Genomic DNA, 21214 nt, shown 5'->3' with positions numbered 1-21214 from the left:
CTTCTTCGGGTTGTGAGGTTAAGCGAACAAGCGTACACGGTGGATGCCCTGGCAGTCAGAGGCGATGAAGGACGTGCTAATCTGCGAAAAGCGCCGGTAAGGTGATATGAACCGTTATAACCGGCGATGTCCGAATGGGGAAACCCGGTGCACTTCGGTGCATCATCGTTAGCTGAATACATAGGCTAACGAGGCGAACCGGGGGAACTGAAACATCTAAGTACCCCGAGGAAAAGAAATCAACCGAGATTCCCCCAGTAGCGGCGAGCGAACGGGGAACAGCCCAGAGCCTGAATCAGCTTGTGTGTCAGTGGAACGGTCTGGAAAGGCCGGCGATACAGGGTGACAGCCCCGTACACGAAGGCACACAGGCTGTGAGCTCGATGAGTAGGGCGGGACACGTGATATCCTGTCTGAAGATGGGGGGACCATCCTCCAAGGCTAAATACTCCTGACTGACCGATAGTGAACCAGTACCGTGAGGGAAAGGCGAAAAGAACCCCGGCGAGGGGAGTGAAACAGAACCTGAAACCGTGTACGTACAAGCAGTGGGAGCCTTCGTAAGAGGGTGACTGCGTACCTTTTGTATAATGGGTCAGCGACTTATATTCTGTAGCAAGGTTAACCGTATAGGGGAGCCGAAGGGAAACCGAGTCTTAACCGGGCGTTAAGTTGCAGGGTATAGACCCGAAACCCGGTGATCTAGCCATGGGCAGGTTGAAGGTTGGGTAACACTAACTGGAGGACCGAACCGACTAATGTTGAAAAATTAGCGGATGACCTGTGGCTGGGGGTGAAAGGCCAATCAAACCGGGAGATAGCTGGTTCTCCCCGAAAGCTATTTAGGTAGCGCCTCGTGAACTCATCTCCGGGGGTAGAGCACTGTTTCGGCTAGGGGGCCATCCCGGCTTACCAACCCGATGCAAACTGCGAATACCGGAGAATGTTATCACGGGAGACACACGGCGGGTGCTAACGTCCGTCGTGAAGAGGGAAACAACCCAGACCGCCAGCTAAGGTCCCAAAGTCATGGTTAAGTGGGAAACGATGTGGGAAGGCCCAGACAGCCAGGATGTTGGCTTAGAAGCAGCCATCATTTAAAGAAAGCGTAATAGCTCACTGGTCGAGTCGGCCTGCGCGGAAGATGTAACGGGGCTAAACCATGCACCGAAGCTGCGGCAGCGACGCTTATGCGTTGTTGGGTAGGGGAGCGTTCTGTAAGCCTGCGAAGGTGTGCTGTGAGGCATGCTGGAGGTATCAGAAGTGCGAATGCTGACATAAGTAACGATAAAGCGGGTGAAAAGCCCGCTCGCCGGAAGACCAAGGGTTCCTGTCCAACGTTAATCGGGGCAGGGTGAGTCGACCCCTAAGGCGAGGCCGAAAGGCGTAGTCGATGGGAAACAGGTTAATATTCCTGTACTTGGTGTTACTGCGAAGGGGGGACGGAGAAGGCTATGTCGGCCGGGCGACGGTTGTCCCGGTTTAAGCGTGTAGGCTGACTTTCCAGGCAAATCCGGAAAGTTAAGGCTGAGGCGTGATGACGAGGCACCACGGTGCTGAAGTGACAAATGCCCTGCTTCCAGGAAAAGCCTCTAAGCATCAGGTAACATCAAATCGTACCCCAAACCGACACAGGTGGTCAGGTAGAGAATACCAAGGCGCTTGAGAGAACTCGGGTGAAGGAACTAGGCAAAATGGTGCCGTAACTTCGGGAGAAGGCACGCTGACATGTAGGTGAAGCCCCTGCGGGTGGAGCTGAAGTCAGTCGAAGATACCAGCTGGCTGCAACTGTTTATTAAAAACACAGCACTGTGCAAACACGAAAGTGGACGTATACGGTGTGACGCCTGCCCGGTGCCGGAAGGTTAATTGATGGGGTTATCGCAAGAGAAGCTCCTGATCGAAGCCCCGGTAAACGGCGGCCGTAACTATAACGGTCCTAAGGTAGCGAAATTCCTTGTCGGGTAAGTTCCGACCTGCACGAATGGCGTAATGATGGCCAGGCTGTCTCCACCCGAGACTCAGTGAAATTGAACTCGCTGTGAAGATGCAGTGTACCCGCGGCAAGACGGAAAGACCCCGTGAACCTTTACTACAGCTTGACACTGAACATTGAGCCTTGATGTGTAGGATAGGTGGGAGGCTTTGAAGCGTGGACGCCAGTCTGCGTGGAGCCGACCTTGAAATACCACCCTTTAATGTTTGATGTTCTAACCTGGCGCCATAATCTGGCGTGGGGACAGTGTCTGGTGGGTAGTTTGACTGGGGCGGTCTCCTCCCAAAGTGTAACGGAGGAGCACGAAGGTCAGCTAATCCTGGTCGGACATCAGGAGGTTAGTGCAATGGCATAAGCTGGCTTGACTGCGAGAGTGACGGCTCGAGCAGGTGCGAAAGCAGGTCATAGTGATCCGGTGGTTCTGTATGGAAGGGCCATCGCTCAACGGATAAAAGGTACTCCGGGGATAACAGGCTGATACCGCCCAAGAGTTCATATCGACGGCGGTGTTTGGCACCTCGATGTCGGCTCATCACATCCTGGGGCTGAAGTAGGTCCCAAGGGTATGGCTGTTCGCCATTTAAAGTGGTACGCGAGCTGGGTTTAGAACGTCGTGAGACAGTTCGGTCCCTATCTGCCGTGGGCGCTGGAGAATTGAGGGGGGCTGCTCCCAGTACGAGAGGACCGGAGTGGACGCATCACTGGTGTTCGGGTTGTCATGCCAATGGCACTGCCCGGTAGCTAAATGCGGAAGAGATAAGTGCTGAAAGCATCTAAGCACGAAACTTGCCCCGAGATGAGTTCTCCCTGAGACTATAAGTCTCCTGAAGGAACGTTGAAGACGACGACGTTGATAGGCCGGGTGTGTAAGCGCAGCGATGCGTTGAGCTAACCGGTACTAATGAACCGTGAGGCTTAACCTTACAACGCCAAAGAAGTCTGGCGTGTTGAGAGACAATATTCAGCTTGTGACGGATAAACGTTCATGGCGTAAGCGGTGAACGGACAGAATTTGCCTGGCGGCTGTAGCGCGGTGGTCCCACCTGACCCCATGCCGAACTCAGAAGTGAAACGCCGTAGCGCCGATGGTAGTGTGGGGCCTCCCCATGCGAGAGTAGGGAACTGCCAGGCATCAAATTTAGTGTGCTGATATGGCTCAGTTGGTAGAGCGCACCCTTGGTAAGGGTGAGGTCCCCAGTTCGACTCTGGGTATCAGCACCAGTTTTTCGGTTAATGTTCGGCATTTAAAAAGAATTTGTCTGGCGGCTGTAGCGCGGTGGCCCCACCTGACCCCATGCCGAACTCAGAAGTGAAACGCCGTAGCGCCGATGGTAGTGTGGGGCCTCCCCATGCGAGAGTAGGGAACTGCCAGACATCAAATAAAGCAAAAGGCCCAGTCGACAGACTGGGCCTTTTGCTTTTGCGTTGCTTGTCGGTGAATCGCCAGCTTAAGAAGAATAAATCCACCACACCTGGATTTTAACGTTTCGAGCAACGCTCCCGAAGATAGCGAACAGAGCACTGGCTCCAGCGTCTCGACATTCACAGAAAATCTCTCAGCCCAATTATGCAGGGTTTTACTTTTGAGCGCTTCACTGCTCCATTATAAAAGCCGACCGATCAACTTCCCGCCTTATCCCTGTTCTTACACCTGAATAGCAGGACACGTTCTCCAAACGCTAATTCGAAACGGCAAAAAACGGCGCGCTCCAGCCACATCGTCACGGTAAAAGAAAAAAGAGAGTACGCCCCACCAGAACGGCAGGGCGAAAGACCGATTAATGAATAACCTGAGAGAGAAAAGCGCGGGTACGTTCTGACTGCGGATTCGAGAAAAACTCCTGTGGCGGTGCCTGTTCGACAATCTCGCCGCGATCCATAAAGATCACCCGGTCTGCCACCGTGCGCGCAAAACCCATTTCATGCGTGACGCATAACATCGTCATACCTGACTCTGCGAGACCAATCATCGTGTCGAGTACCTCTTTGACCATTTCGGGATCGAGCGCTGATGTCGGCTCATCAAACAACATAATTTTCGGCTTCATACACAATGAGCGAGCTATCGCCACGCGCTGCTGCTGTCCACCGGAGATCTGCCCCGGAAATTTATGCGCATGTTCTGCGATGCGTACTCTTTGCAGATAATGCATCGCCAGCGCTTCCGCTTCTTTTTTCGGAAGCTTACGCACCCAGATCGGTGCCAGCGTACAGTTCTGCAATACGGTCAGGTGCGGGAACAGATTAAAGTGTTGGAACACCATCCCCACTTCGGTGCGCACCTTTTCGATGTTGCGCAGATCGTCGTTCAGCTCAATGCCATCGACCACAATGCGCCCCTGCTGATGTTCTTCCAGATGATTGATACAGCGGATCGTTGTCGATTTACCGGAGCCGGATGGCCCGCACAGTACGATGCGCTCCCCCTGTTTCACCTTCAGGTTAATATCTTTCAGCACATGAAACTGACCGTACCATTTGTTCACGTTTTCCAGCGTAATCATCGCGTCGGCAGGCTGCAGTGTAATTTGACTCATGGTTATCCTCAGTGCGGCGTACGCCCGGTGTGAAAGCGCTTTTCCAGATGCTGGCTGTAGCGCGACATGCTAAAGCAGAAGATCCAATAGATCAGCGCGGCAAAAACATAGCCCTCCGTCGACATCCCGAGCCAGGCGGGATCGACGGTTGCTTGCTGGACGCTGCTGAACAGATCGAAAAGCCCGATAATAATGACCAGACTGGTGTCTTTAAAAAGGGCGATGATGGTATTGACCAGGCCCGGTATCACGAGTTTCAGCGCCTGTGGCAGGATCACCAGCCCCTGCGTTTTCCAGTACCCCAGCGCCAGTGATTCCGCGGCCTCGTACTGGCCTTTGGGAAGCGCCTGCAGGCCGCCGCGAACTACTTCGGCCACATAGGCGGACTGGAACAGAATCACCCCGACCAGCGCGCGGATAAGCTTATCGATGCTTGTCCCTTCCGCCATAAAGAGCGGCAGCATGACAGATGACATAAACAGCACCGTAATCAGCGGTACGCCACGCCAGAACTCAATAAAAATCACTGAGAGCACTCGCACGACTGGCATTCGGGAGCGACGCCCCAGCGCCAGCAGGATCCCCAGCGGCAGCGCGCCGGCTATCCCCACCGAGGCGATAATCAGCGTCAGCGTAAGCCCGCCCCACTGACGGGTTTCAACCCGCTCAAGGCCAAGAAAACCGCCATACATCAGCCACCACACCACAAGGGGATACGCGATGGCCCAGCACGTGATGTAACGACCACGCTGCGGCAGGCCTTTCCAGAACATCGGCACAATCGACACCAGACCGACAATCAGCGCCAGATTAATGCGCCAGCGTTCGTCATGCGGATAAAGCCCATACATAAACTGGCCGAAGCGAGCGTGAATAAATACCCAGCAGGCACCTTCTTTGGTGCAGTCGGCGCGGGTGCTGCCCACCCAGTTGGCCTGCAAAAACGCCCAGTTCAGCAGCGGCGGAATCAGCTCCCACATCATCCAGAGACAGAACAGGGTCAGCAGGCTATTACTCCAGCTGGAGAACAGATTTTTGCGCATCCAGACCAACGCGCCACGGTTAACCGGACGCGCAGGAGCAGGCGATATCGCATTCGTCGTCATGATTAACGCTCCACCAGGGCTATACGCCGGTTATAAAGGTTCATCAGCAGCGAAATCGACAGGCTGATAATGAGATACACCGACATCGTGATAGCGATCGTTTCAATCGCCTGTCCGGTCTGGTTCAGCACCGTACCGGCAAACAGCGACACCATATCGGGGTAACCGATAGCGGCCGCCAGCGACGAGTTTTTCACAATGTTCAGGTACTGGCTGGTTAACGGTGGAATAATGACGCGCATCGCCTGCGGGATAATAACCTGGCGCAGCGTGACCGGGTTTGGGAGACCTAACGAGCGGGCCGCCTCATGCTGGCCGTGCGGTACAGATAAAATCCCGGCGCGGATAATCTCAGCAATAAAGGCAGAGGTATAAACCGAAAGCGCCAGCGTCAGCGCTGCCAGCTCCGGTATAAGCGCCAGCCCGCCGCGGAAGTTAAACCCACGCAGCGCAGGCACATCCCAGTGCATCGCGGGGCCAAATATCAGATGTGCCAGCAGCGGCAGCACGACGATCAGCAGTAAAAGCGAAGTCCAGGTACGCCGCAACTGGCCGGTTTTCATCTGATGTTTCTTATTGAAGCGATACAGCCCGGCGGACAACGCGAGCGCGATGACCAGGGCCGCCACAAAAGCCAGCGCGCCTTCCCCCGCCTCGGGCGAGGGCAGGTAAAGCCCGCGGTTGCTTAAAAACGCCAGATCGAACGCGCTGACTGCCTGCCGTGGGCCTGGCAAGTTGCGCAGCACTGCGAAGTACCAGAAGAAGATCTGTAAGAGCGGCGGAATATTGCGGAACGTCTCAATATAAATCGTAGAGAGTTTACGCAGCAGCCAGTTATCAGAGAGCCGCGCAAGGCCGATAAAAAAGCCGAGAAACGAGGCGAAAACGATACAGAGCGCGGAAACCAGCAGCGTATTCATCAGACCGACCAGGAAAACGCGGCCATACGTATCGCCTTCCTGGTAATCAATCAGATGCTGAACAATGCCAAACCCGGCGCTGCGATCGAGAAACGCGAATCCTGAGGTAATGCCCCGATTATTCAGGTTAGTAATGGTGTTATGAATTAAATACGCGGCGATGCCAAGCACGACAGCAATCGCCACAATCTGGTACAGCCATGCGCGAACCGCAGGGCTGGAAAGGGAAAGAGGGCCCTTCACGCCAGGGCGTCGATGGAACATAGGTAAACCTCAGGCAACCATAACTCTGGGCTGGGCGCCGCAACCGCGACGCCCGTAACGGCATACTGCTTAACGTACCGGCGGCGCGTACTGAATCCCGCCTTTATTCCAGAGATTGTTCTGGCCACGTTTGATCTTCAGCGGGCTTTCCTGGCCCACGTTACGCTCGAAGATCTCGCCATAGTTACCGACCTGCTTGATGATGTTATACGCCCACTTATTGTCGAGCTTCAGATCCTTGCCGTAGTCGCCTTCTTTGCCTAACAGGTGCGCCATATCCGGCGTGGAAGGGTTAGCCGCTTTAGCATCGACGTTTTTAGAGTCGATGCCCATCTCTTCGGCGTTCAGCATGGCAAACAGCGTCCAGCGCACAATCGAGAACCACTCGTCATCGCCGCGGCGCACGACCGGGCCGAGCGGCTCTTTGGAGATAACTTCCGGCAGAACAATCCATTCGGCCGGGTTGCTGAGCTTAATGCGCAGCGCGTAAAGCTGAGACTGGTCAGACGCCAGCGTATCGCAGCGCCCGGATTCCAGCGCCTTGGCTGACTCATCGGAGCGATCGAAAGTCACCGGCGTATATTTCATATTGTTGGCTTTAAAATAATCCGCCACGTTCAGCTCAGTGTCGGTACCGGCCTGAATACAGACGGTCGCGCCATCCAGCTCTTTTGCGCTTTTAAGGCCCGCTTTGTTGTGGGTCAGGAAGCCAATGCCGTCGTAATAGGTAACGCCGGTGAACGACATCCCCATGCCTGCATCACGGGATGATGTCCAGGTCGTGTTACGGGACAGCACATCCACTTCGCCGGATTGCAGCGCGGTGAAACGCTCTTTCGCGGTCAGCGGGGTATATTTCACTTTTGAGGCGTCGCCAAAGACAGCAGCAGCCACGCCGCGGCAGACATCAACGTCAATACCGGTAAACTTGCCGCCGGCATCCGCATAGGAAAAGCCCGGCAAACCGTCACTGATGCCGCACTGTACAAAACCTTTCTTTTTCACACTGTCCAGCGTGGCGCCCGCATGGGCCTGGTTAGCAACGGCGAACAGCGCGCCCGCGGCGGCCAGAGTGGCGATCATCATCTTCTTCATAATGCATCCTGTGTGGCGAGAATTATCGTTATAGATATAAGGCGACCGGGAGGCGCCAGTTTGCTGTCTGTGGCATAAGCCGCAGGGGATAAAGCAAAGGGAATGCCAGGTTTACATCAGGCATAAAAAGCCGCGCGCTGATGTAATAAGCGAAGTGTAGACAGAAAAGAAAAAAATAAGCGCACTGAAAAAGTGCAAAAAGACAATGCGCGCCACATTTTGGAGCAAAATAAGCGGCGTTTTATCGGTGCGGGAATAAAGATGATTTCCTGCGTTAATATTGCGGGGGCAATTACAGAAGAAACCTGTGAGATAACTCACGCAGGCAATTAAATTAACAATACATTCAGTCTTAAAAACGCGTCTGATAATGATGGCATTTTTATTATGCGCCAAAGCAATGCCAAAATTTTACTTTATAAAAATCCTCTGCACCGTTTTAAAGCAGAGAGGCGGGCGCTCTGGCCCGCCGATATCCGTTTATTTACTCAGCGCGATGATGCCCATCGTCAACCCGGCGAGCGCGGCAGCACCGCCCGCGACGGCACCTGCGGTTTCCCAGTTATCCTGAGTCGTGCCTTTCATACAGGTATTGGTATGCACCAGACGGCCCTGATCGTCATAAACCGGCACGCAAGGGGAATCATGGGCGCAGCCAGCCAGTAACGTACACAGCAATGCGGCGGGAATTACTTTTTTCATCATGCACCTCTACAGAATAAATCGCCGTCCCGAAACGATTCGAATTAATAAATCGTGCATCAGCATCGGCCAATAAAAGAAGGTTATCACGCGTTCTGCTGTGCGTTGAGCAGACAATAATTGCAATTCATGTGAAATGTAAAAATGATGGATGAACAGGGCGTGAAACGGGGTTAATGTGAAGAAAATATGAAGAATAGCGCTTTACGTTATCACGCACCGTTACGATGCCGGGAATAATAAGCTAATGGCAATAAGGAGTTATGGTGTTGGCAATGATAAAACAAAATACAAAATCAGATAAGCGGAATAAAACAAGGCGCCATGTTGGCGCCCTGTAATTCGCATTCAGGCATTGCCGTTCGGTTTTATAAAACGTCGGCGGATCACCACAAAAAAGACCGGCACGAAGAAAATCGCCAGCAGCGTGGCGCTCAGCATGCCGCCCATGACGCCAGTGCCGACCGCGTTTTGCGCGCCGCTGCCCGCGCCGCTATTCAGCACCAGCGGCAGTACGCCGAGAATAAATGCCAGCGATGTCATCAGAATCGGACGCAGACGTAAGCGCACCGCCTCAAGCGTCGCTTCCATCAGGCTGTGGCCCTCTTTTTCCATCAGATCTTTGGCGAACTCCACAATCAGAATGGCGTTTTTCGCGGAGAGTCCAATGGTCGTCAACAGGCCGACCTGGAAATAGACGTCGTTATTAAGACCGCGCAGCGATGCCGCGAGCAGCGCGCCGATAATCCCCAGCGGCACGACCAGCATCACCGAGAACGGAATCGACCAGCTTTCATAAAGCGCCGCCAGACACAGGAACACTACAATCAGTGAAATGGCATACAGCGCCGGCGCCTGATTGCCGGAGAGCCGCTCCTGATAAGAGAGCCCGGTCCAGTCATAGCCGATGCCTGTGGGCAGCTTAGCGGCGAGGCTTTCCATCAGCGCCATCGCCTCACCGGTACTTCTGCCAGGTGCCGCCTCGCCGAGGATTTCCATCGACGGCATCCCGTTATAACGCTCCAGGCGCGGCGAACCGTAGATCCAGTGCGCGGTGGTAAACGCCGAGAGCGGCACCATGTCGCTGTTACTGCCGCGCACGTATAGCGTATTGATATCTGACGGCAGCATGCGGAATGGCGCATCGGCCTGTACGTAGACTTTTTTCACGCGGCCACGGTCGATAAAGTCGTTCACGTAGGTGCCGCCCAGCGCTGTCGTAATGGTCTGGTTGATGTCCGGAATCGACACGCCCAGCGCCTGCGCTTTCTCCTGATCGACATCCAGTTTGAACTGCGGCGTATCCTCAAGCCCGTTCGGGCGCACGCGCGTCAGCAGATCCGGATGTTCGCGTACCATACCGAGTAGCTGGTTACGCGCCTGAGTGAGCGCGTTATGCCCAAGGTTAGCCTGATCCTTCAGCTCGAAGTCAAAGCCGGTCGCGGTGCCCAGCTCAAAAATAGCCGGAAGGTTAAACGGGAAAACCAGCCCGTCCTGAATCTTGCCGAATGCCCGCCCCGCGCGGGCGACAATGGCTTCGACGCTGTTTTCATGGTCGGGGCGTTCTTCCCACGGTTTCAGGCTGATAAACGCAATCCCGGCGTTCTGACCCTGGCCGCTGAAGCTAAAGCCGCTGACGGTAAACACCGATTCCACATTCGCTTTCTCATCGTTGAGATAGTAATGGGTTACCTGGTCGAGAACCTGCTGGGTACGCGCCTGCGTCGCGCCTGACGGCAACTGCACCATCGTCATGAAGACGCCCTGATCTTCCTCCGGCAGAAAGGAAGTCGGCAGGCGCACAAACAGCACCGTCATACCGGCGACAATGAGCAGATAAAGCACGAGATAACGCCCGGTTTTACGCAGGATGCCGCTCACACTCTGCGTGTAGTGATTAACGCTTAAATCAAAACGCGCATTGAACCAGACGAAAAATTTCGCTTTTTTCGCGTGATGATCGTCACTTACCGGTTTGAGCAGCGTGGCGCACAGCGCGGGAGTGAGGATCAGCGCCACCAGCACGGAAAGCGCCATGGATGAGACGATGGTGACAGAAAACTGCCGGTAGATAGCGCCGGTAGAACCGCCAAAGAACGCCATCGGCACGAAAACGGCGGAGAGCACCATCGCGATACCCACCAGCGCGCCCTGAATCTGGGACATCGACAGCTGTGTCGCCTCTTTGGGCGGCAGCTTTTCTTCCACCATCACGCGCTCGACGTTCTCGACCACCACAATGGCGTCATCGACCAGCAGCCCTATCGCCAGCACCATGCCGAACATGGTCAGGGTATTAATGGAATAGCCGAACGCCGACAGCACGGCGAACGTACCGAGCAGTACGACGGGCACGGCAATGGTAGGAATGAGCGTCGCCCGCAGGTTTTGCAGGAACAGATACATCACCAGGAAAACCAGAATGATGGCTTCAAACAGGGTTTTCACCACTTCGTGAATAGAGATTTTCACAAACGGCGTGGTGTCGTAGGGGTAAACCACTTTCATGCCCTGCGGGAAATAGCGCTGCAGGTCGGCAAGCGTGGTTTTAATCGCTTTTGCGGTATCCAGCGCGTTGGCGCCGGTAGCGAGTTTGATCCCAAGCCCGGTGGCAGGCTGACCATTAATTTTGGTCAGCATATTGTAGTTCTCACCGCCAAGCTCAATGCGCGCCACGTCGCGCAGACGCACCTGCGAGCCGTCCGGGTTAACCTTCAGCATTACCCGGCCAAACTCCTGCGGATCTTTCAGACGCGTCTGGGCGATGATCGAGGCGTTAAGCTGTTGTCCCGGTACGGCAGGCGTGCCGCCAAGCTGGCCTGCGGCTATCTGGTTATTCTGCGCTTTCAACTGGTTGATGATATCCAGCGGCGTCAGCTGATAATTATTCATCGCATGCGTATCGAGCCAGATGCGCATGGCGTACTGCGCGCCGAACAGCTGCACGTCGCCGACGCCGTTGGTACGGCTGATGGTATCTTTCACATCGGAAGAGACGTAGTCGGCGATATCTTCCTGCGTCAGCAACGGGTTGTCGCTGATAAAACCGGCGACCAGCAGAAAGCTGCTACTGGATTTCTCGACGCTCACGCCCTGTTGCTGAACCTCCTGCGGCAGCAGCGGCATGGCGAGCTGCAGCTTGTTCTGTACCTGCACCTGGGCGATATCCGGATCTGTCCCGGAGGTAAAGGTGAGCGTAACCGTCACGCCGCCCGCGGAGTCGCTGGTGGAGGACATATACATCAGGTTATCGATGCCGTTCATATTCTGTTCGATAACCTGCGTCACGGTGTCCTGTACCGTCTGCGCGTCTGCGCCCGGATAGGTGGCTGAGACGGCGATGGCCGGTGGAGCGATGGTCGGGTACTGGGCGATGGGCAGTTGCAGAATCGCCAGCGCGCCCGCCATCATCATGATGATCGCCAGAACCCAGGCGAAAATGGGGCGTTGAATAAAAAAGTTAGCCATGACGTCACCTTACTTCGCAGGCGCAGAAACAGGCGTGACAACAGCGCCTGGATGCGCTTTTTGCAGCCCGCTGACAATCACTTTTTCGCCCGTTTTGAGGCCACTTGTGACAAGCCAGGTATCGTTAATCGCCTGGCTTGTGGTCACGCTGCGGTTTTCCACCTGGTTTTTCTCATTAACCACCATTACCATCGCCTCGCCGCGTGGCGTACGCGTCACGCCCTGCTGCGGTACCAGAATGGCGTCAGGCTGAACGCCTTCGTGAATGCGGGCGCGTACAAACATGCCGGGCAGCAGAAGATGCTGCGGGTTCGGGAAAATGGCGCGCAGGGTAATCGAGCCGGTGCTCTCATCCACCGTCACATCAGAGAACTGCAACTGGCCTTTCAGCGGGTAGGTGTCGCCGTTTTCCATCACCAGTTCGACGTTGCCGTCATTGGCTTCTTTTTCAACGTTCCCCTGCGCCATCGCGTTTTTCAGGCGCAGGAAATCGGTGCTGGACTGAGTGACGTCCACATAAATCGGATCGAGCTGCTGAACGGTCGCCAGTTCGCTCGCCTGGCTACTGGTGACAAGCGCTCCTTCGGTGACGTTCGATTTGCCGATGCGACCACTGATTGGCGAGGTCACTTTCGTCCAGGCAAGATTGATTCTGGCGCTCTCCAGCGCCGCTTTGGCCGCCGTCACGCTCGCCTCGGCCTGATGCGCGTTCGCCACCGCCTCGTCATATTCCTGTTTGCTGATGTACTGCGTGCCCGTCAGCGCCGCGTAGCGTTTTACGGTCAGGCGGGCCATCTCGGCGGCTGCCTGCGCTTTCGCGAGACTGCCTTTGGCGTTTTGCCACGCGGCCTGGTACACCGCTGGATCTATCTGGTACAGCGAGTCACCGGCGTTCACATCCGCGCCTTCAGTAAAGTTACGGCTGAGGATAATGCCGCTCACCTGTGGGCGAACCTGGGCTATGCGAAAAGCGCGGGTGCGTCCCGGCAATTCGGTCACGACCGCGACGGGAGAAGGTTTTACGATATGCACGGTCACCTGCGGTGCGGCAGCGGCAGGTGCTTCATTCGTTTGATTATCACAACCTGTCATCCCTGACACACAGAGGTACAGGCCAAGGGGCATAAGCAGAAGCCTGGCATAATTGGTCATTGCTGTTCCTTGATTAGCATAAATACAAAATCCACCGTCGGGCCGGTAGCAGGAATACGGGTGAGATAAAATTAACAGGGCGCTATCGTACAAATAATTTTGCGTCTGTGTCAGTATTCCTTATTTATTCGGACGGGGAAAAGCACCAGAAAGCAAAGGAAGCGCTTCATTTATTTTTGTTTTTATGATTTCCGAAAAGCTTTTGTTACCAGCTGCGAATAATTCTTTCTGGGTTGAAATATATTTATTGTTTTTATTTTATTATCTCAAATATCATCAAAATCTATATATAAAAATCACACGCTTCAACATTAAAGCTGTGATAAAAAACGACGGCAATTATTTGATTCGTCCCCCGCCAGGAAAAGGCAAGGTGATTTATGGCCCGGAGAACCAAACAAGAGGCGCTTAAGACGCGTCAGCAGCTCATCGATGCCGCCATCTTTACGTTCGCTGAGCGCGGTGTCGCGCATACCACGCTTACGGACATCGCGCAGGCTGCGCAGGTGACGCGTGGCGCGGTGTACTGGCATTTCGCCAGCAAAGCGGATCTGTTTAATGAAATCTGGCAGCAGCAATTACCCGTCAGGGAGATTATTCGCCCAAACATTCCGGAAGAGGCATGGCGGGATCCATTACGATTATTACGCGAAACGTTTATTGCCGTGCTGCAATATATCGCCAGCAGTCCGCGACAGCGCGCGTTGTTGCAAATTCTTTATCGTAAATGTGAATTTGATGAAGAGATGATGCCGGAGAGTGAAATCCGCGAGCGAATTGGTTTCAGTCGGCATTATATTGGGGAATTATTACGGCGGGGCATTGCGGATAAACAGATAGCCGGTTCTCTGGATGTCGATATTATGTTAACGATTTTACACGGCTGCCTGAGTGGTATTCTTAAAAACTGGTTATTTCAGCCCGACGCGTGCGATCTTTTCAGACAAGCTCCCGCGCTGGTGGACAACATTTTGCGCATGCTGCCGCGGCCGGAAAATAACGGCTCTCAATCGGGAAAATGAAAAATAACCGTCACGCCAGCCGTGCCGTCGCCGCTGGCGTGACGGTTAGCGTTATCCGTTTTCTTCGGTGGCCGTGGCTGACTGCGGATGCTCAAGATTGTCGCCTTCCCGGGTGATCACTTCCGGTGCCAGCGGTTTACCGAGCAGATAGCCCTGTAAGGTATTGCAGCCAAGTTCAGTAAGGAACTGCTGCTGCTCAACGGTTTCCACGCCTTCCGCGACCACCCGCAAATTCAGGGTTTTCGCCAGCGCCACGATGGCGGAAACAATAGTCGCGTCTTCGCCCTCGGCACGCAGCTCATTAACAAACGCGCGGTCGATTTTCAGCTCGCTGGCGGGCAGCCGCTTCAGATAGAGCAGGCTCGAATAGCCCGTGCCGAAATCATCAATCGACGCTTTAACGCCAAGCTCGGTAAGCCGGGTCAGCAGGCGCACGCTTTCATCTGGATTGCTCATCGCCGTGGTTTCGGTCACTTCCAGAATCAGTTTCTCCGGCGCTATCTGATGACGCTCAAGACAGCTCATCACCATCTCCACCAGACCGGGCTGTTCAAACTGCATGGTCGAGAGATTAACCGCGACCGACCAGGCGTGGTGGCCCGCCTGATGCCATTCATTCAACTGACGGCAGGCTTCGTCCAGCACCCATTCGCCAATGCTGATAATCATCCCGGTTTTTTCGGCGAGCGGGAGAAATGCGTCAGGTGACAGTAATCCGTATTGCGGATGCTGCCAGCGCAGCAGCGCCTCAAAGCCCACGACCGGTCCGGACGGTGCCTGGAATTTTGGCTGATAAACAAGGCGCAGCTCTTTACGCTCGCGCGCAAGCCAAAGATCGTTCATCAGCTGCAACTGGGTCTGCGCCTGGGTATTCATCGACGGCTGGAAAAAGCTATAACCGTTACGGCCGGTATGTTTGGTGTGATACATCGCGGCGTCAGCATTAAACAGCAGTTCGCGGCCATTTTTGCCATCGTGCGGGTAGAAGGCGATGCCGATGCTGATAGTTACTACCAGTTCATAGGGCTCAACGGCAAAAGGACCGTCAATCGCGTGCACCAGCGCGTTGGCGAGCGCCGCCGCGTCGTTGGGCTGATCGGTTTCCGCAAGCAGGACAAACTCATCGCCGCCGATGCGCGCAAGCGTAAACTGCCCTTTGAGTTGCTCCTTGAGACGTTCGGTCACGGCAATCAGCAACTGGTCGCCTGTGTTATGGCCGTAGGCGTCATTGACGGCCTTAAAACCGTCGAGATCCATAAACATCAATGCAAAGCGGCTTCCTTCACGATCGGCTTTGCGAATCGCCTGATCGAGACGATCTTCCAGCAGAATACGGTTCGGCAGTCGCGTGAGCGTATCGTGCAGCGCGAGCTGGGCGAGCTCTTTATTGGCTTCTGCAAGTGAAGAAGCGAGCAGCGAGGTGCGCGCTTGTAAACGCGCATCGAACATTGAGACGAGCAGTGAAATCGCGAGGATGGCGAGCGTCACCAGCGTCACGACCAGCGCCAGCCAGCGGGTGTTGACGCCCATATGTGTGGCGTGCGTATGGCCGGGGAAATTGGCCGCCATCATGCCGGTATAGTGCATACCCGCGATGGCAATTCCCATAATAATGGCGGCGCCTGCGCGCATCAGCGCGACGTTGCCGACATCCTGACGCAGCCGAAATGTCAGCCACAGCGCGGCGACGGAGGCGAGCAGAGCAATGACTATCGACAATGCCACCCATCCCCAGGCCCAGACAATGCCAGGCTCCACCAGCAACGCTGCCATACCGGTATAGTGCATCGCCGCAATCCCGCATCCCAGCACCAGCGAGCCCGGTATCAGTCGCGACACTTTCAGTTCAGCACCGCACACGAGCCACAGCGCAAACAGCGCAGAGCCGATGGCGATAAGCAACGATGCCGCGGTAATCAGAGGGTCATAGCTCAGCGTGACGGGCAGGCTCATCGCCAGCATGCCGATAAAATGCATCGCCCAGATGCCTATGCCCATTGCGACGCTGCCGCCGACCAGCCAGATGCGTGCGGCGCTGCCGCTGCTGGTGGTGACGCGACCGGCCATATTCAGCGCGGTGCTTGACGCCAGAATGGCGACAACAAACGAGGTGACAACAAGAATATGGTCGTAATGACTAACCAGCATGGCGTCTCATCCAAAATAGGGTCGTGCATCCTCAGGCCTTGCCTGGCGGGCCTGCGGGGTAGAGAGGAGCGCTGAACATTATCACTGCCGAAAATCCGGCGAAAGCGATTTAAGACCCCTTAATGACAATGGATTTGACAGGTATAACCGTGTTCAGCAATGTCGCTACGGCGCCGATATTTCTGGCACGATACTGTCATTAGTGTAGCGCGGAGCGGGTATTTGTCAGGCCAGGCGGGAGAGCGGCGGCGGGAGAGTGGAAAACAAAAAAGGCGCTTCCCCATGCCGGTTCGCGCCTTTTTAATCAGCTTAACTAAGCGAACTTAGTTCATGCCGTATTTTTTCAGTTTCTTACGCAGCGTACCGCGGTTGATACCCATCATCAGCGCAGCGCGGGTCTGGTTGCCGCGGGTGTATTGCATCACCATGTCCAACAGGGGCTGTTCTACTTCAGCCAGTACCAGCTCATACAGGTCATTCACATCCTGACCATTCAGTTGAGCAAAATAGTTCTTCAGTGCCTGTTTTACCGAGTCACGCAGGGGTTTTTGAGTCACCTGATCCTGAGAGTTAACGGTAGAAACGGTCAGTACGTCAGAATTTACGCGTTGTTCGAACATAGTTCTGTCAGCTCTTTATTTCTGTTTACGCAAAATTTTCGAAGTATGCCTCCAACGCCTCCAGCTGTTCGCTGGCATCCTCTATGGCGTTGAATGTGCGCCGAAACTGGTCATCTGGAGCATGTTCCTGGAGATACCAGGCCACATGTTTACGCGCGATTCGGTACCCCTTTGCCTGGCCGTAAAAGTCATGCAATTCCCGAACGTGCGCGCAAAGCAAACGCTTAACCTCTGCCAGAGGCAGAGGGGGCAGCAACTCCCCAGTGTCCAGATAGTGCTGGATTTCCCGGAAGATCCAGGGTCTTCCCTGAGCCGCGCGACCTATCATCAGAGCATCAGCCCCTGTATAGTCGAGCACAGCCCTGGCTTTATGCGGGGAAGTAATGTCGCCATTCGCAATAACCGGAATGGAAACCTTCTGCTTAACTGTCCGAATGCTGTCGTATTCTGCGTTGCCCTGAAACAAGCAGGCGCGCGTGCGGCCATGAATCGTCAGCGCCTGAATACCACATTCTTCAGCCAATTGGGCAATTTCTACACAGTTACGGTTAGCCGGATCCCAGCCGGTGCGAATTTTCAGCGTAACGGGAACGTCCACTGCGTTGACTACCGCGGTCAGGATAGACTTCACCAGATCGGGGTATTGCAGAAGGGCTGAACCAGCCAGCTTGCGATTCACTTTCTTAGCCGGGCAACCCATATTGATATCAATAATCTGGGCGCCGTTATCCACATTAATACGTGCGGCTTCCGCCATCTCTTCGGGTACGCTGCCGGCGATTTGCACGGTGCGAATACCCGGTTCATCCACATGTACCATCCGCAACCGGGATTTATCGCTCGCCCAGACTTCCGGGTTAGAGGACATCATCTCAGAAACGGTTAATCCTGCTCCCATCTCGTAGCACAGCGTCCGAAACGGTCTGTCTGTAATGCCAGCCATCGGGGCTGCGATCAGGCGATTTCTGAGCTGGTAGTGTCCGATACGCATGAGTGAAGAAATGACCATACTGTGCCTGCAAGGCGGCGTATATTACGCATTTTTTGCACGAGATGAAAGGCCAAACTTTGAACAATCCGATGCGACAGATCAATGAATCGGCATCTGTACCGATTCCCCTAATAAATTAAACTTAACAATCATAAAGTTAAGAAGAATCGCCGAAAAAACGTGCGCAAAAAAAATCCCTGAAATCGTGCTTTTTTTAACGAAACGGCAGGCGCGCAAGCGGGATAAACGGCGATAAATTGCGCAAATCAGGCGATAAAATGCGATCCGCGTCTCGTTGTTGGCATGGTGAATCGTTCTGTGAAGGGCATCGGCGCTGGGGAAAAGGGATGTGAAGGTTTTCACCCGTAGTGAATTATTCTGCTTCCTGTATGGGTTGAAGTAATGCTCTCCATTGCATATTGATGTGGTGAATCATTACCCGTTTGACGGCGCGCGGCTCCCTGTGAACAACACTGCGTACCGATAAACTATCAGCATGTCAGACCGTGAGAGAAATAAAAAAGCGCGGACAGGCCGCGCTTTTCAGCTCATCACACTTTCAGAAGGCGTGGCAACCTTAGCGCTTCACACCGGTAATACGGCACCACTCTTCTTTTTCTACGACCGGATCGAGCGTAAACAGCGGCTCATACGCCTCGCATACGCTCTGTGCCTGGCTTGCCAGGATACCGGAAAGCCCGAGTAAGCCGCCCTGTACCGGCAGCACGCTAATCAGCGGCGCCAGTTCGCGCAGCGGGCCTGCGAGAATATTGGCAACCACAACGTCAGCCCGCATATCGGCAGGCTGGTTTTCCGGCAGATACAGTTCCAGACGCTCCGAGACGCCGTTGCGCTCGGCGTTATCGCGGCTCGCCTGAATCGCCTGCGGATCGATATCCACACCGATCGCTTTCGCCGCGCCAAGCTTCAGCGCGGCGATAGCCAGAATGCCGGAGCCGCAGCCGAAATCAATCACAGTTTTACCGGTGAGATCCAGCCCGTCGAGCCATTGCAGGCAGAGGGAAGTAGTGGGGTGTGTGCCGGTGCCAAACGCCAGACCCGGATCGAGCATCACGTTTACAGCGTTTTCATCCGGCACGTCGCGCCAGCTCGGGCAGATCCACAGACGCTCGCCGAAGCGCATCGGGTGGAAATTGTCCATCCACTCGCGCTCCCAGTCTTTATCTTCCAGCTGCTCGATTTTATGGGCGAAGCCCGCACCGAGAAGCGGGGCGTTTTCCAGCATGGCGACCACGTCCTGCATGTCCGTTTCCGCGTCAAAAAGGCCGATCACGTCCGTATCGCCCCACAGGCGCGTTTCACCCGGCAGCGGCTCGAACACCGGCGTGTCGTGGGTGTCCTGGAAGGTCACGGAGACCGCGCCGCTTTCCATCAGCGCATCGCTAATCTCTTCGGCATTAGCGCCAGTGGTGTTTATTTTCAGTTGGATCCAGGGCATGGCATTACTCATTCATTAACAGAGGAAACAGGCGTGGCCTGCGGAACCGGGCGACCAAAAAGGTTGCCCACCACAAAAGCCAGCAGACTTAGCAGCAGGGACGGCACAATCGGATGAAAGCCGAACAGCTGTATTTTAAACGTGGCGAGCAGTGCGTAAAGCACGCCGCCGACAATCATGGCCGAAAGCGCGCCTGCCGCATTGGCACGCTCCCAGTAGAGGCCCAGCACCAGCGGCCAGAGGAACACGGCTTCCAGACCGCCAAAGGCCAGCAGATTGAGCCAGATAATCATTTCAGGCGGACGCCAGGCGGCCAGCAACAGCAGGACGCTCAGGATTATCGTAATCAGCGACGACATCCGCTTGAGGCGTTTCTCGTTGTGGATCTCCGCCGGACGCAGGTTCAGCCACAGATCTTTGACGATCGTCGCGGAGGACTGCAACAGCTGCGCGTTGATCGTCGACATGATCGCGGCCATCGGCGCGGCGAGGAAGATCCCGGCGGCGAAGGGCGGCAGCACGGTCACCATGAGTGTTGGGATAACCAGATCCGGAACGTGCAGGTCAGGCAGCACCGCGCGGCCCAGCGCGCCGGCGAGATGCATCCCCAGCATCAGTATCGCCACGACAATCGTGCCGAGAATAATGCCGCGATGCACTGCTTTGCTGTCTTTATACGAGATACAGCGCACCGCCGTGTGCGGCAGGCCAATCACCCCAAAGCAGACCAGCACCCAGAATGAAGTCATAAACGTTGGCGACAGAATATCGTCCGCGCCCTGCGGCGATACCAGCTTCGGATCGATATGCTGAAGTTTATCGACCGCGTCGTGCAGGCCGCCCGCCGCATGGACTACGCCCACCAGCAGGACGATAGTGCCGATAAGCATCACCAGCCCCTGAAGCGTGTCATTGAGGACACTGGCGCGAAAGCCGCCGAACGCGGTGTAGAGCGCAATACTGATGCCGAAAATCAGCAGGCCGGTTTCGTAAGGGATCCCCGCCGCCGTTTCCAGCAGACGTGCGCCGCCGATGAACTGCACCGTCATAGCACCAATGAAAGCGACCAGCAGACTCAGGCTCGCCAGCCACACCAGCAGGCGGCTCTGAAACCGCGCGTAGAGCATATCGTTGAGCGTCACGGCGTTATAGCGCCGCGCGAGGATAGCGAATTTTTTACCGAGAATGCCGAGCGACAGCCAGACGGCGGGCAACTGGATCATGGCCAGCAGCACCCAGCCGAGCCCATATTTATAAGCCGCACCCGGCCCGCCGATAAACGAGCTGGCGCTGATATAGGTCGCGGTCAGCGTCATCGCCAGCACCACACCGCCCATCGAGCGGCTACCGAGGAAATATTCGTTCAGGAAATTGCCGCTGCTGCGGCGCTTCATCGCATACAGCGACAGGCCAAATACCACCAGCAAATAGGCGACAAGCGGCACTATGACGTCATGCTGCATCGTTATCCTCCAGAGGAATGTCGCGGAAAATCACGCGCACCATGAGCCAGCAAAGCAGAATAAACAGCAGCGGCACCAGCAGGCAGGCCATCTCAAACCAGTGCGGCAGGCCGGTGAAGCCCTGTTGCGAATCAGGTAAGTAAGCGGCCACTAACCAGGCGGCGAGATAGAGGAGGGTCAGCCACAGCGCCCAGCGCGCTTCTTTGTGGGCCTGAACAAAACGTTTGTCCATTGTCATACCCTGTCAGTGAAGAAAGCGGCGATTGTACCC

Annotated in this window: 16 protein-coding genes, 1 tRNA gene and 3 rRNA genes; 5 read left to right on the top strand and 15 right to left on the bottom strand. The window is 55.2% G+C overall.

Annotation, left to right across the window (positions count from 1 at the left end):
• Nucleotides 1–16: 16 nt before the first annotated feature.
• The 4 genes from CSK29544_RS03085 (at nt 17) to rrf (CSK29544_RS03070) (ending at nt 3370) form a co-directional block, all read left to right on the top strand.
• A 23S ribosomal RNA gene (locus CSK29544_RS03085) occupies nt 17–2919 on the top strand.
• Between the two features lie 92 nt (nt 2920–3011).
• Nucleotides 3012–3127 (top strand): 5S ribosomal RNA (gene rrf / locus CSK29544_RS03080).
• 14 nt (nt 3128–3141) lie between these two features.
• Nucleotides 3142–3217 (top strand) — tRNA-Thr (locus CSK29544_RS03075).
• A 37-nt stretch (nt 3218–3254) separates the two neighbouring features.
• Nucleotides 3255–3370 (top strand): 5S ribosomal RNA (rrf, locus tag CSK29544_RS03070).
• A 404-nt stretch (nt 3371–3774) separates the two neighbouring features.
• On the opposite strand, the gene CSK29544_RS03065 is transcribed toward rrf (CSK29544_RS03070), so the two are convergent.
• From CSK29544_RS03065 to CSK29544_RS24795, 8 genes are all read right to left on the bottom strand, one after another.
• Nucleotides 3775–4533 carry an amino acid ABC transporter ATP-binding protein gene (locus CSK29544_RS03065; protein ID WP_007894287.1) on the bottom strand — a complete coding sequence of 253 codons (759 nt, stop codon included), beginning with the start codon at nt 4531–4533 and terminating at the stop codon, nt 3775–3777.
• An 8-nt stretch (nt 4534–4541) separates the two neighbouring features.
• Nucleotides 4542–5639: an amino acid ABC transporter permease gene (locus tag CSK29544_RS03060; RefSeq protein ID WP_004385333.1), complete on the bottom strand. Its 1098-nt coding sequence runs from the start codon at nt 5637–5639 to the stop codon at nt 4542–4544.
• A gap of 2 nt (nt 5640–5641) precedes the next feature.
• Nucleotides 5642–6823, bottom strand: a complete 1182-nt coding sequence (locus CSK29544_RS03055; RefSeq protein WP_007894289.1) for an amino acid ABC transporter permease — start codon at nt 6821–6823, stop codon at nt 5642–5644.
• Between the two features lie 69 nt (nt 6824–6892).
• Nucleotides 6893–7918, bottom strand: coding sequence for an amino acid ABC transporter substrate-binding protein (locus tag CSK29544_RS03050; RefSeq protein ID WP_004385331.1), 1026 nt, complete (start codon nt 7916–7918; stop codon nt 6893–6895).
• A 480-nt stretch (nt 7919–8398) separates the two neighbouring features.
• Nucleotides 8399–8620, bottom strand: coding sequence for a putative periplasmic lipoprotein (locus tag CSK29544_RS03040; RefSeq protein ID WP_007766599.1), 222 nt, complete (start codon nt 8618–8620; stop codon nt 8399–8401).
• A gap of 348 nt (nt 8621–8968) precedes the next feature.
• Nucleotides 8969–12088, bottom strand: a complete 3120-nt coding sequence (locus tag CSK29544_RS03035) for an efflux RND transporter permease subunit (RefSeq protein WP_029039430.1) — start codon at nt 12086–12088, stop codon at nt 8969–8971.
• A 9-nt stretch (nt 12089–12097) separates the two neighbouring features.
• Nucleotides 12098–13240 (bottom strand): efflux RND transporter periplasmic adaptor subunit, encoded by a 1143-nt coding sequence (locus CSK29544_RS03030; RefSeq protein ID WP_007894296.1) that lies wholly within the window; start codon nt 13238–13240, stop codon nt 12098–12100.
• A gap of 311 nt (nt 13241–13551) precedes the next feature.
• Nucleotides 13552–13713: a hypothetical protein gene (locus CSK29544_RS24795; protein WP_236907405.1), complete on the bottom strand. Its 162-nt coding sequence runs from the start codon at nt 13711–13713 to the stop codon at nt 13552–13554.
• Between CSK29544_RS24795 and envR the strand changes: the two genes are divergently transcribed.
• On the top strand, nt 13669–14262 hold the full coding sequence (gene envR, locus CSK29544_RS03025; protein WP_256999339.1) for an acrEF/envCD operon transcriptional regulator: 594 nt from the start codon (nt 13669–13671) through the stop codon (nt 14260–14262). The two genes, CSK29544_RS24795 and envR, sit on opposite strands and share 45 nt — an antisense overlap.
• 51 nt (nt 14263–14313) lie before the next feature.
• Here the strand turns inward: envR and CSK29544_RS03020 are convergent, their stop codons facing one another.
• From CSK29544_RS03020 to CSK29544_RS02990, 7 genes are all read right to left on the bottom strand, one after another.
• Entirely contained in the window at nt 14314–16410 is a 2097-nt protein-coding gene (locus tag CSK29544_RS03020; protein WP_007894299.1) for a putative bifunctional diguanylate cyclase/phosphodiesterase, read from the bottom strand.
• A 323-nt stretch (nt 16411–16733) separates the two neighbouring features.
• Nucleotides 16734–17030, bottom strand: a complete 297-nt coding sequence (gene fis / locus CSK29544_RS03015) for a DNA-binding transcriptional regulator Fis (RefSeq protein ID WP_000462905.1) — start codon at nt 17028–17030, stop codon at nt 16734–16736.
• A gap of 25 nt (nt 17031–17055) precedes the next feature.
• On the bottom strand, nt 17056–18021 hold the full coding sequence (gene dusB / locus CSK29544_RS03010; protein ID WP_004387847.1) for a tRNA dihydrouridine synthase DusB: 966 nt from the start codon (nt 18019–18021) through the stop codon (nt 17056–17058).
• A gap of 99 nt (nt 18022–18120) precedes the next feature.
• The gene (locus CSK29544_RS03005; protein WP_014729781.1) at nt 18121–18384 is read right to left on the bottom strand and encodes a hypothetical protein; all 264 of its coding nucleotides are present in this window, start codon (nt 18382–18384) and stop codon (nt 18121–18123) included.
• A 214-nt stretch (nt 18385–18598) separates the two neighbouring features.
• Nucleotides 18599–19480, bottom strand: coding sequence for a 50S ribosomal protein L11 methyltransferase (gene prmA, locus CSK29544_RS03000; RefSeq protein WP_007888228.1), 882 nt, complete (start codon nt 19478–19480; stop codon nt 18599–18601).
• 8 nt (nt 19481–19488) lie between these two features.
• Entirely contained in the window at nt 19489–20943 is a 1455-nt protein-coding gene (gene panF / locus CSK29544_RS02995) for a sodium/pantothenate symporter (RefSeq protein WP_007888227.1), read from the bottom strand.
• Nucleotides 20933–21175, bottom strand: a complete 243-nt coding sequence (locus tag CSK29544_RS02990; protein WP_004387843.1) for a YhdT family protein — start codon at nt 21173–21175, stop codon at nt 20933–20935. Before CSK29544_RS02990 ends, panF begins: the two co-directional genes overlap by 11 nt.
• Between the last annotated feature and the right edge of the window lie 39 nt (nt 21176–21214).

It is taken from the genome of Cronobacter sakazakii (assembly GCF_000982825.1).
Classification (GTDB): domain Bacteria; phylum Pseudomonadota; class Gammaproteobacteria; order Enterobacterales; family Enterobacteriaceae; genus Cronobacter; species Cronobacter sakazakii.
The sequence above is the reverse complement of the archived record's forward strand: the minus strand, read 5'-3'. Positions and strand labels throughout refer to the sequence as shown.

What these genes read in the sequence shown, in the direction of transcription:
- CSK29544_RS02990 (WP_004387843.1), bottom strand. Translation starts at nt 21,175, where the DNA reads ATGGACAAACGTTTTGTTCAGGCCCACAAAGAAGCGCGCTGGGCGCTG.
- panF (WP_007888227.1), bottom strand. Translation starts at nt 20,943, where the DNA reads ATGCAGCATGACGTCATAGTGCCGCTTGTCGCCTATTTGCTGGTGGTA.
- CSK29544_RS03035 (WP_029039430.1), bottom strand. Translation starts at nt 12,088, where the DNA reads ATGGCTAACTTTTTTATTCAACGCCCCATTTTCGCCTGGGTTCTGGCG.
- CSK29544_RS03055 (WP_007894289.1), bottom strand. Translation starts at nt 6,823, where the DNA reads ATGTTCCATCGACGCCCTGGCGTGAAGGGCCCTCTTTCCCTTTCCAGC.
- dusB (WP_004387847.1), bottom strand. Translation starts at nt 18,021, where the DNA reads ATGCGTATCGGACACTACCAGCTCAGAAATCGCCTGATCGCAGCCCCG.
- CSK29544_RS03050 (WP_004385331.1), bottom strand. Translation starts at nt 7,918, where the DNA reads ATGAAGAAGATGATGATCGCCACTCTGGCCGCCGCGGGCGCGCTGTTC.
- CSK29544_RS03060 (WP_004385333.1), bottom strand. Translation starts at nt 5,639, where the DNA reads ATGACGACGAATGCGATATCGCCTGCTCCTGCGCGTCCGGTTAACCGT.
- fis (WP_000462905.1), bottom strand. Translation starts at nt 17,030, where the DNA reads ATGTTCGAACAACGCGTAAATTCTGACGTACTGACCGTTTCTACCGTT.
- CSK29544_RS03020 (WP_007894299.1), bottom strand. Translation starts at nt 16,410, where the DNA reads ATGCTGGTTAGTCATTACGACCATATTCTTGTTGTCACCTCGTTTGTT.
- prmA (WP_007888228.1), bottom strand. Translation starts at nt 19,480, where the DNA reads ATGCCCTGGATCCAACTGAAAATAAACACCACTGGCGCTAATGCCGAA.
- CSK29544_RS03030 (WP_007894296.1), bottom strand. Translation starts at nt 13,240, where the DNA reads ATGACCAATTATGCCAGGCTTCTGCTTATGCCCCTTGGCCTGTACCTC.
- CSK29544_RS03040 (WP_007766599.1), bottom strand. Translation starts at nt 8,620, where the DNA reads ATGAAAAAAGTAATTCCCGCCGCATTGCTGTGTACGTTACTGGCTGGC.
- CSK29544_RS03065 (WP_007894287.1), bottom strand. Translation starts at nt 4,533, where the DNA reads ATGAGTCAAATTACACTGCAGCCTGCCGACGCGATGATTACGCTGGAA.
- CSK29544_RS24795 (WP_236907405.1), bottom strand. Translation starts at nt 13,713, where the DNA reads ATGCGCGACACCGCGCTCAGCGAACGTAAAGATGGCGGCATCGATGAG.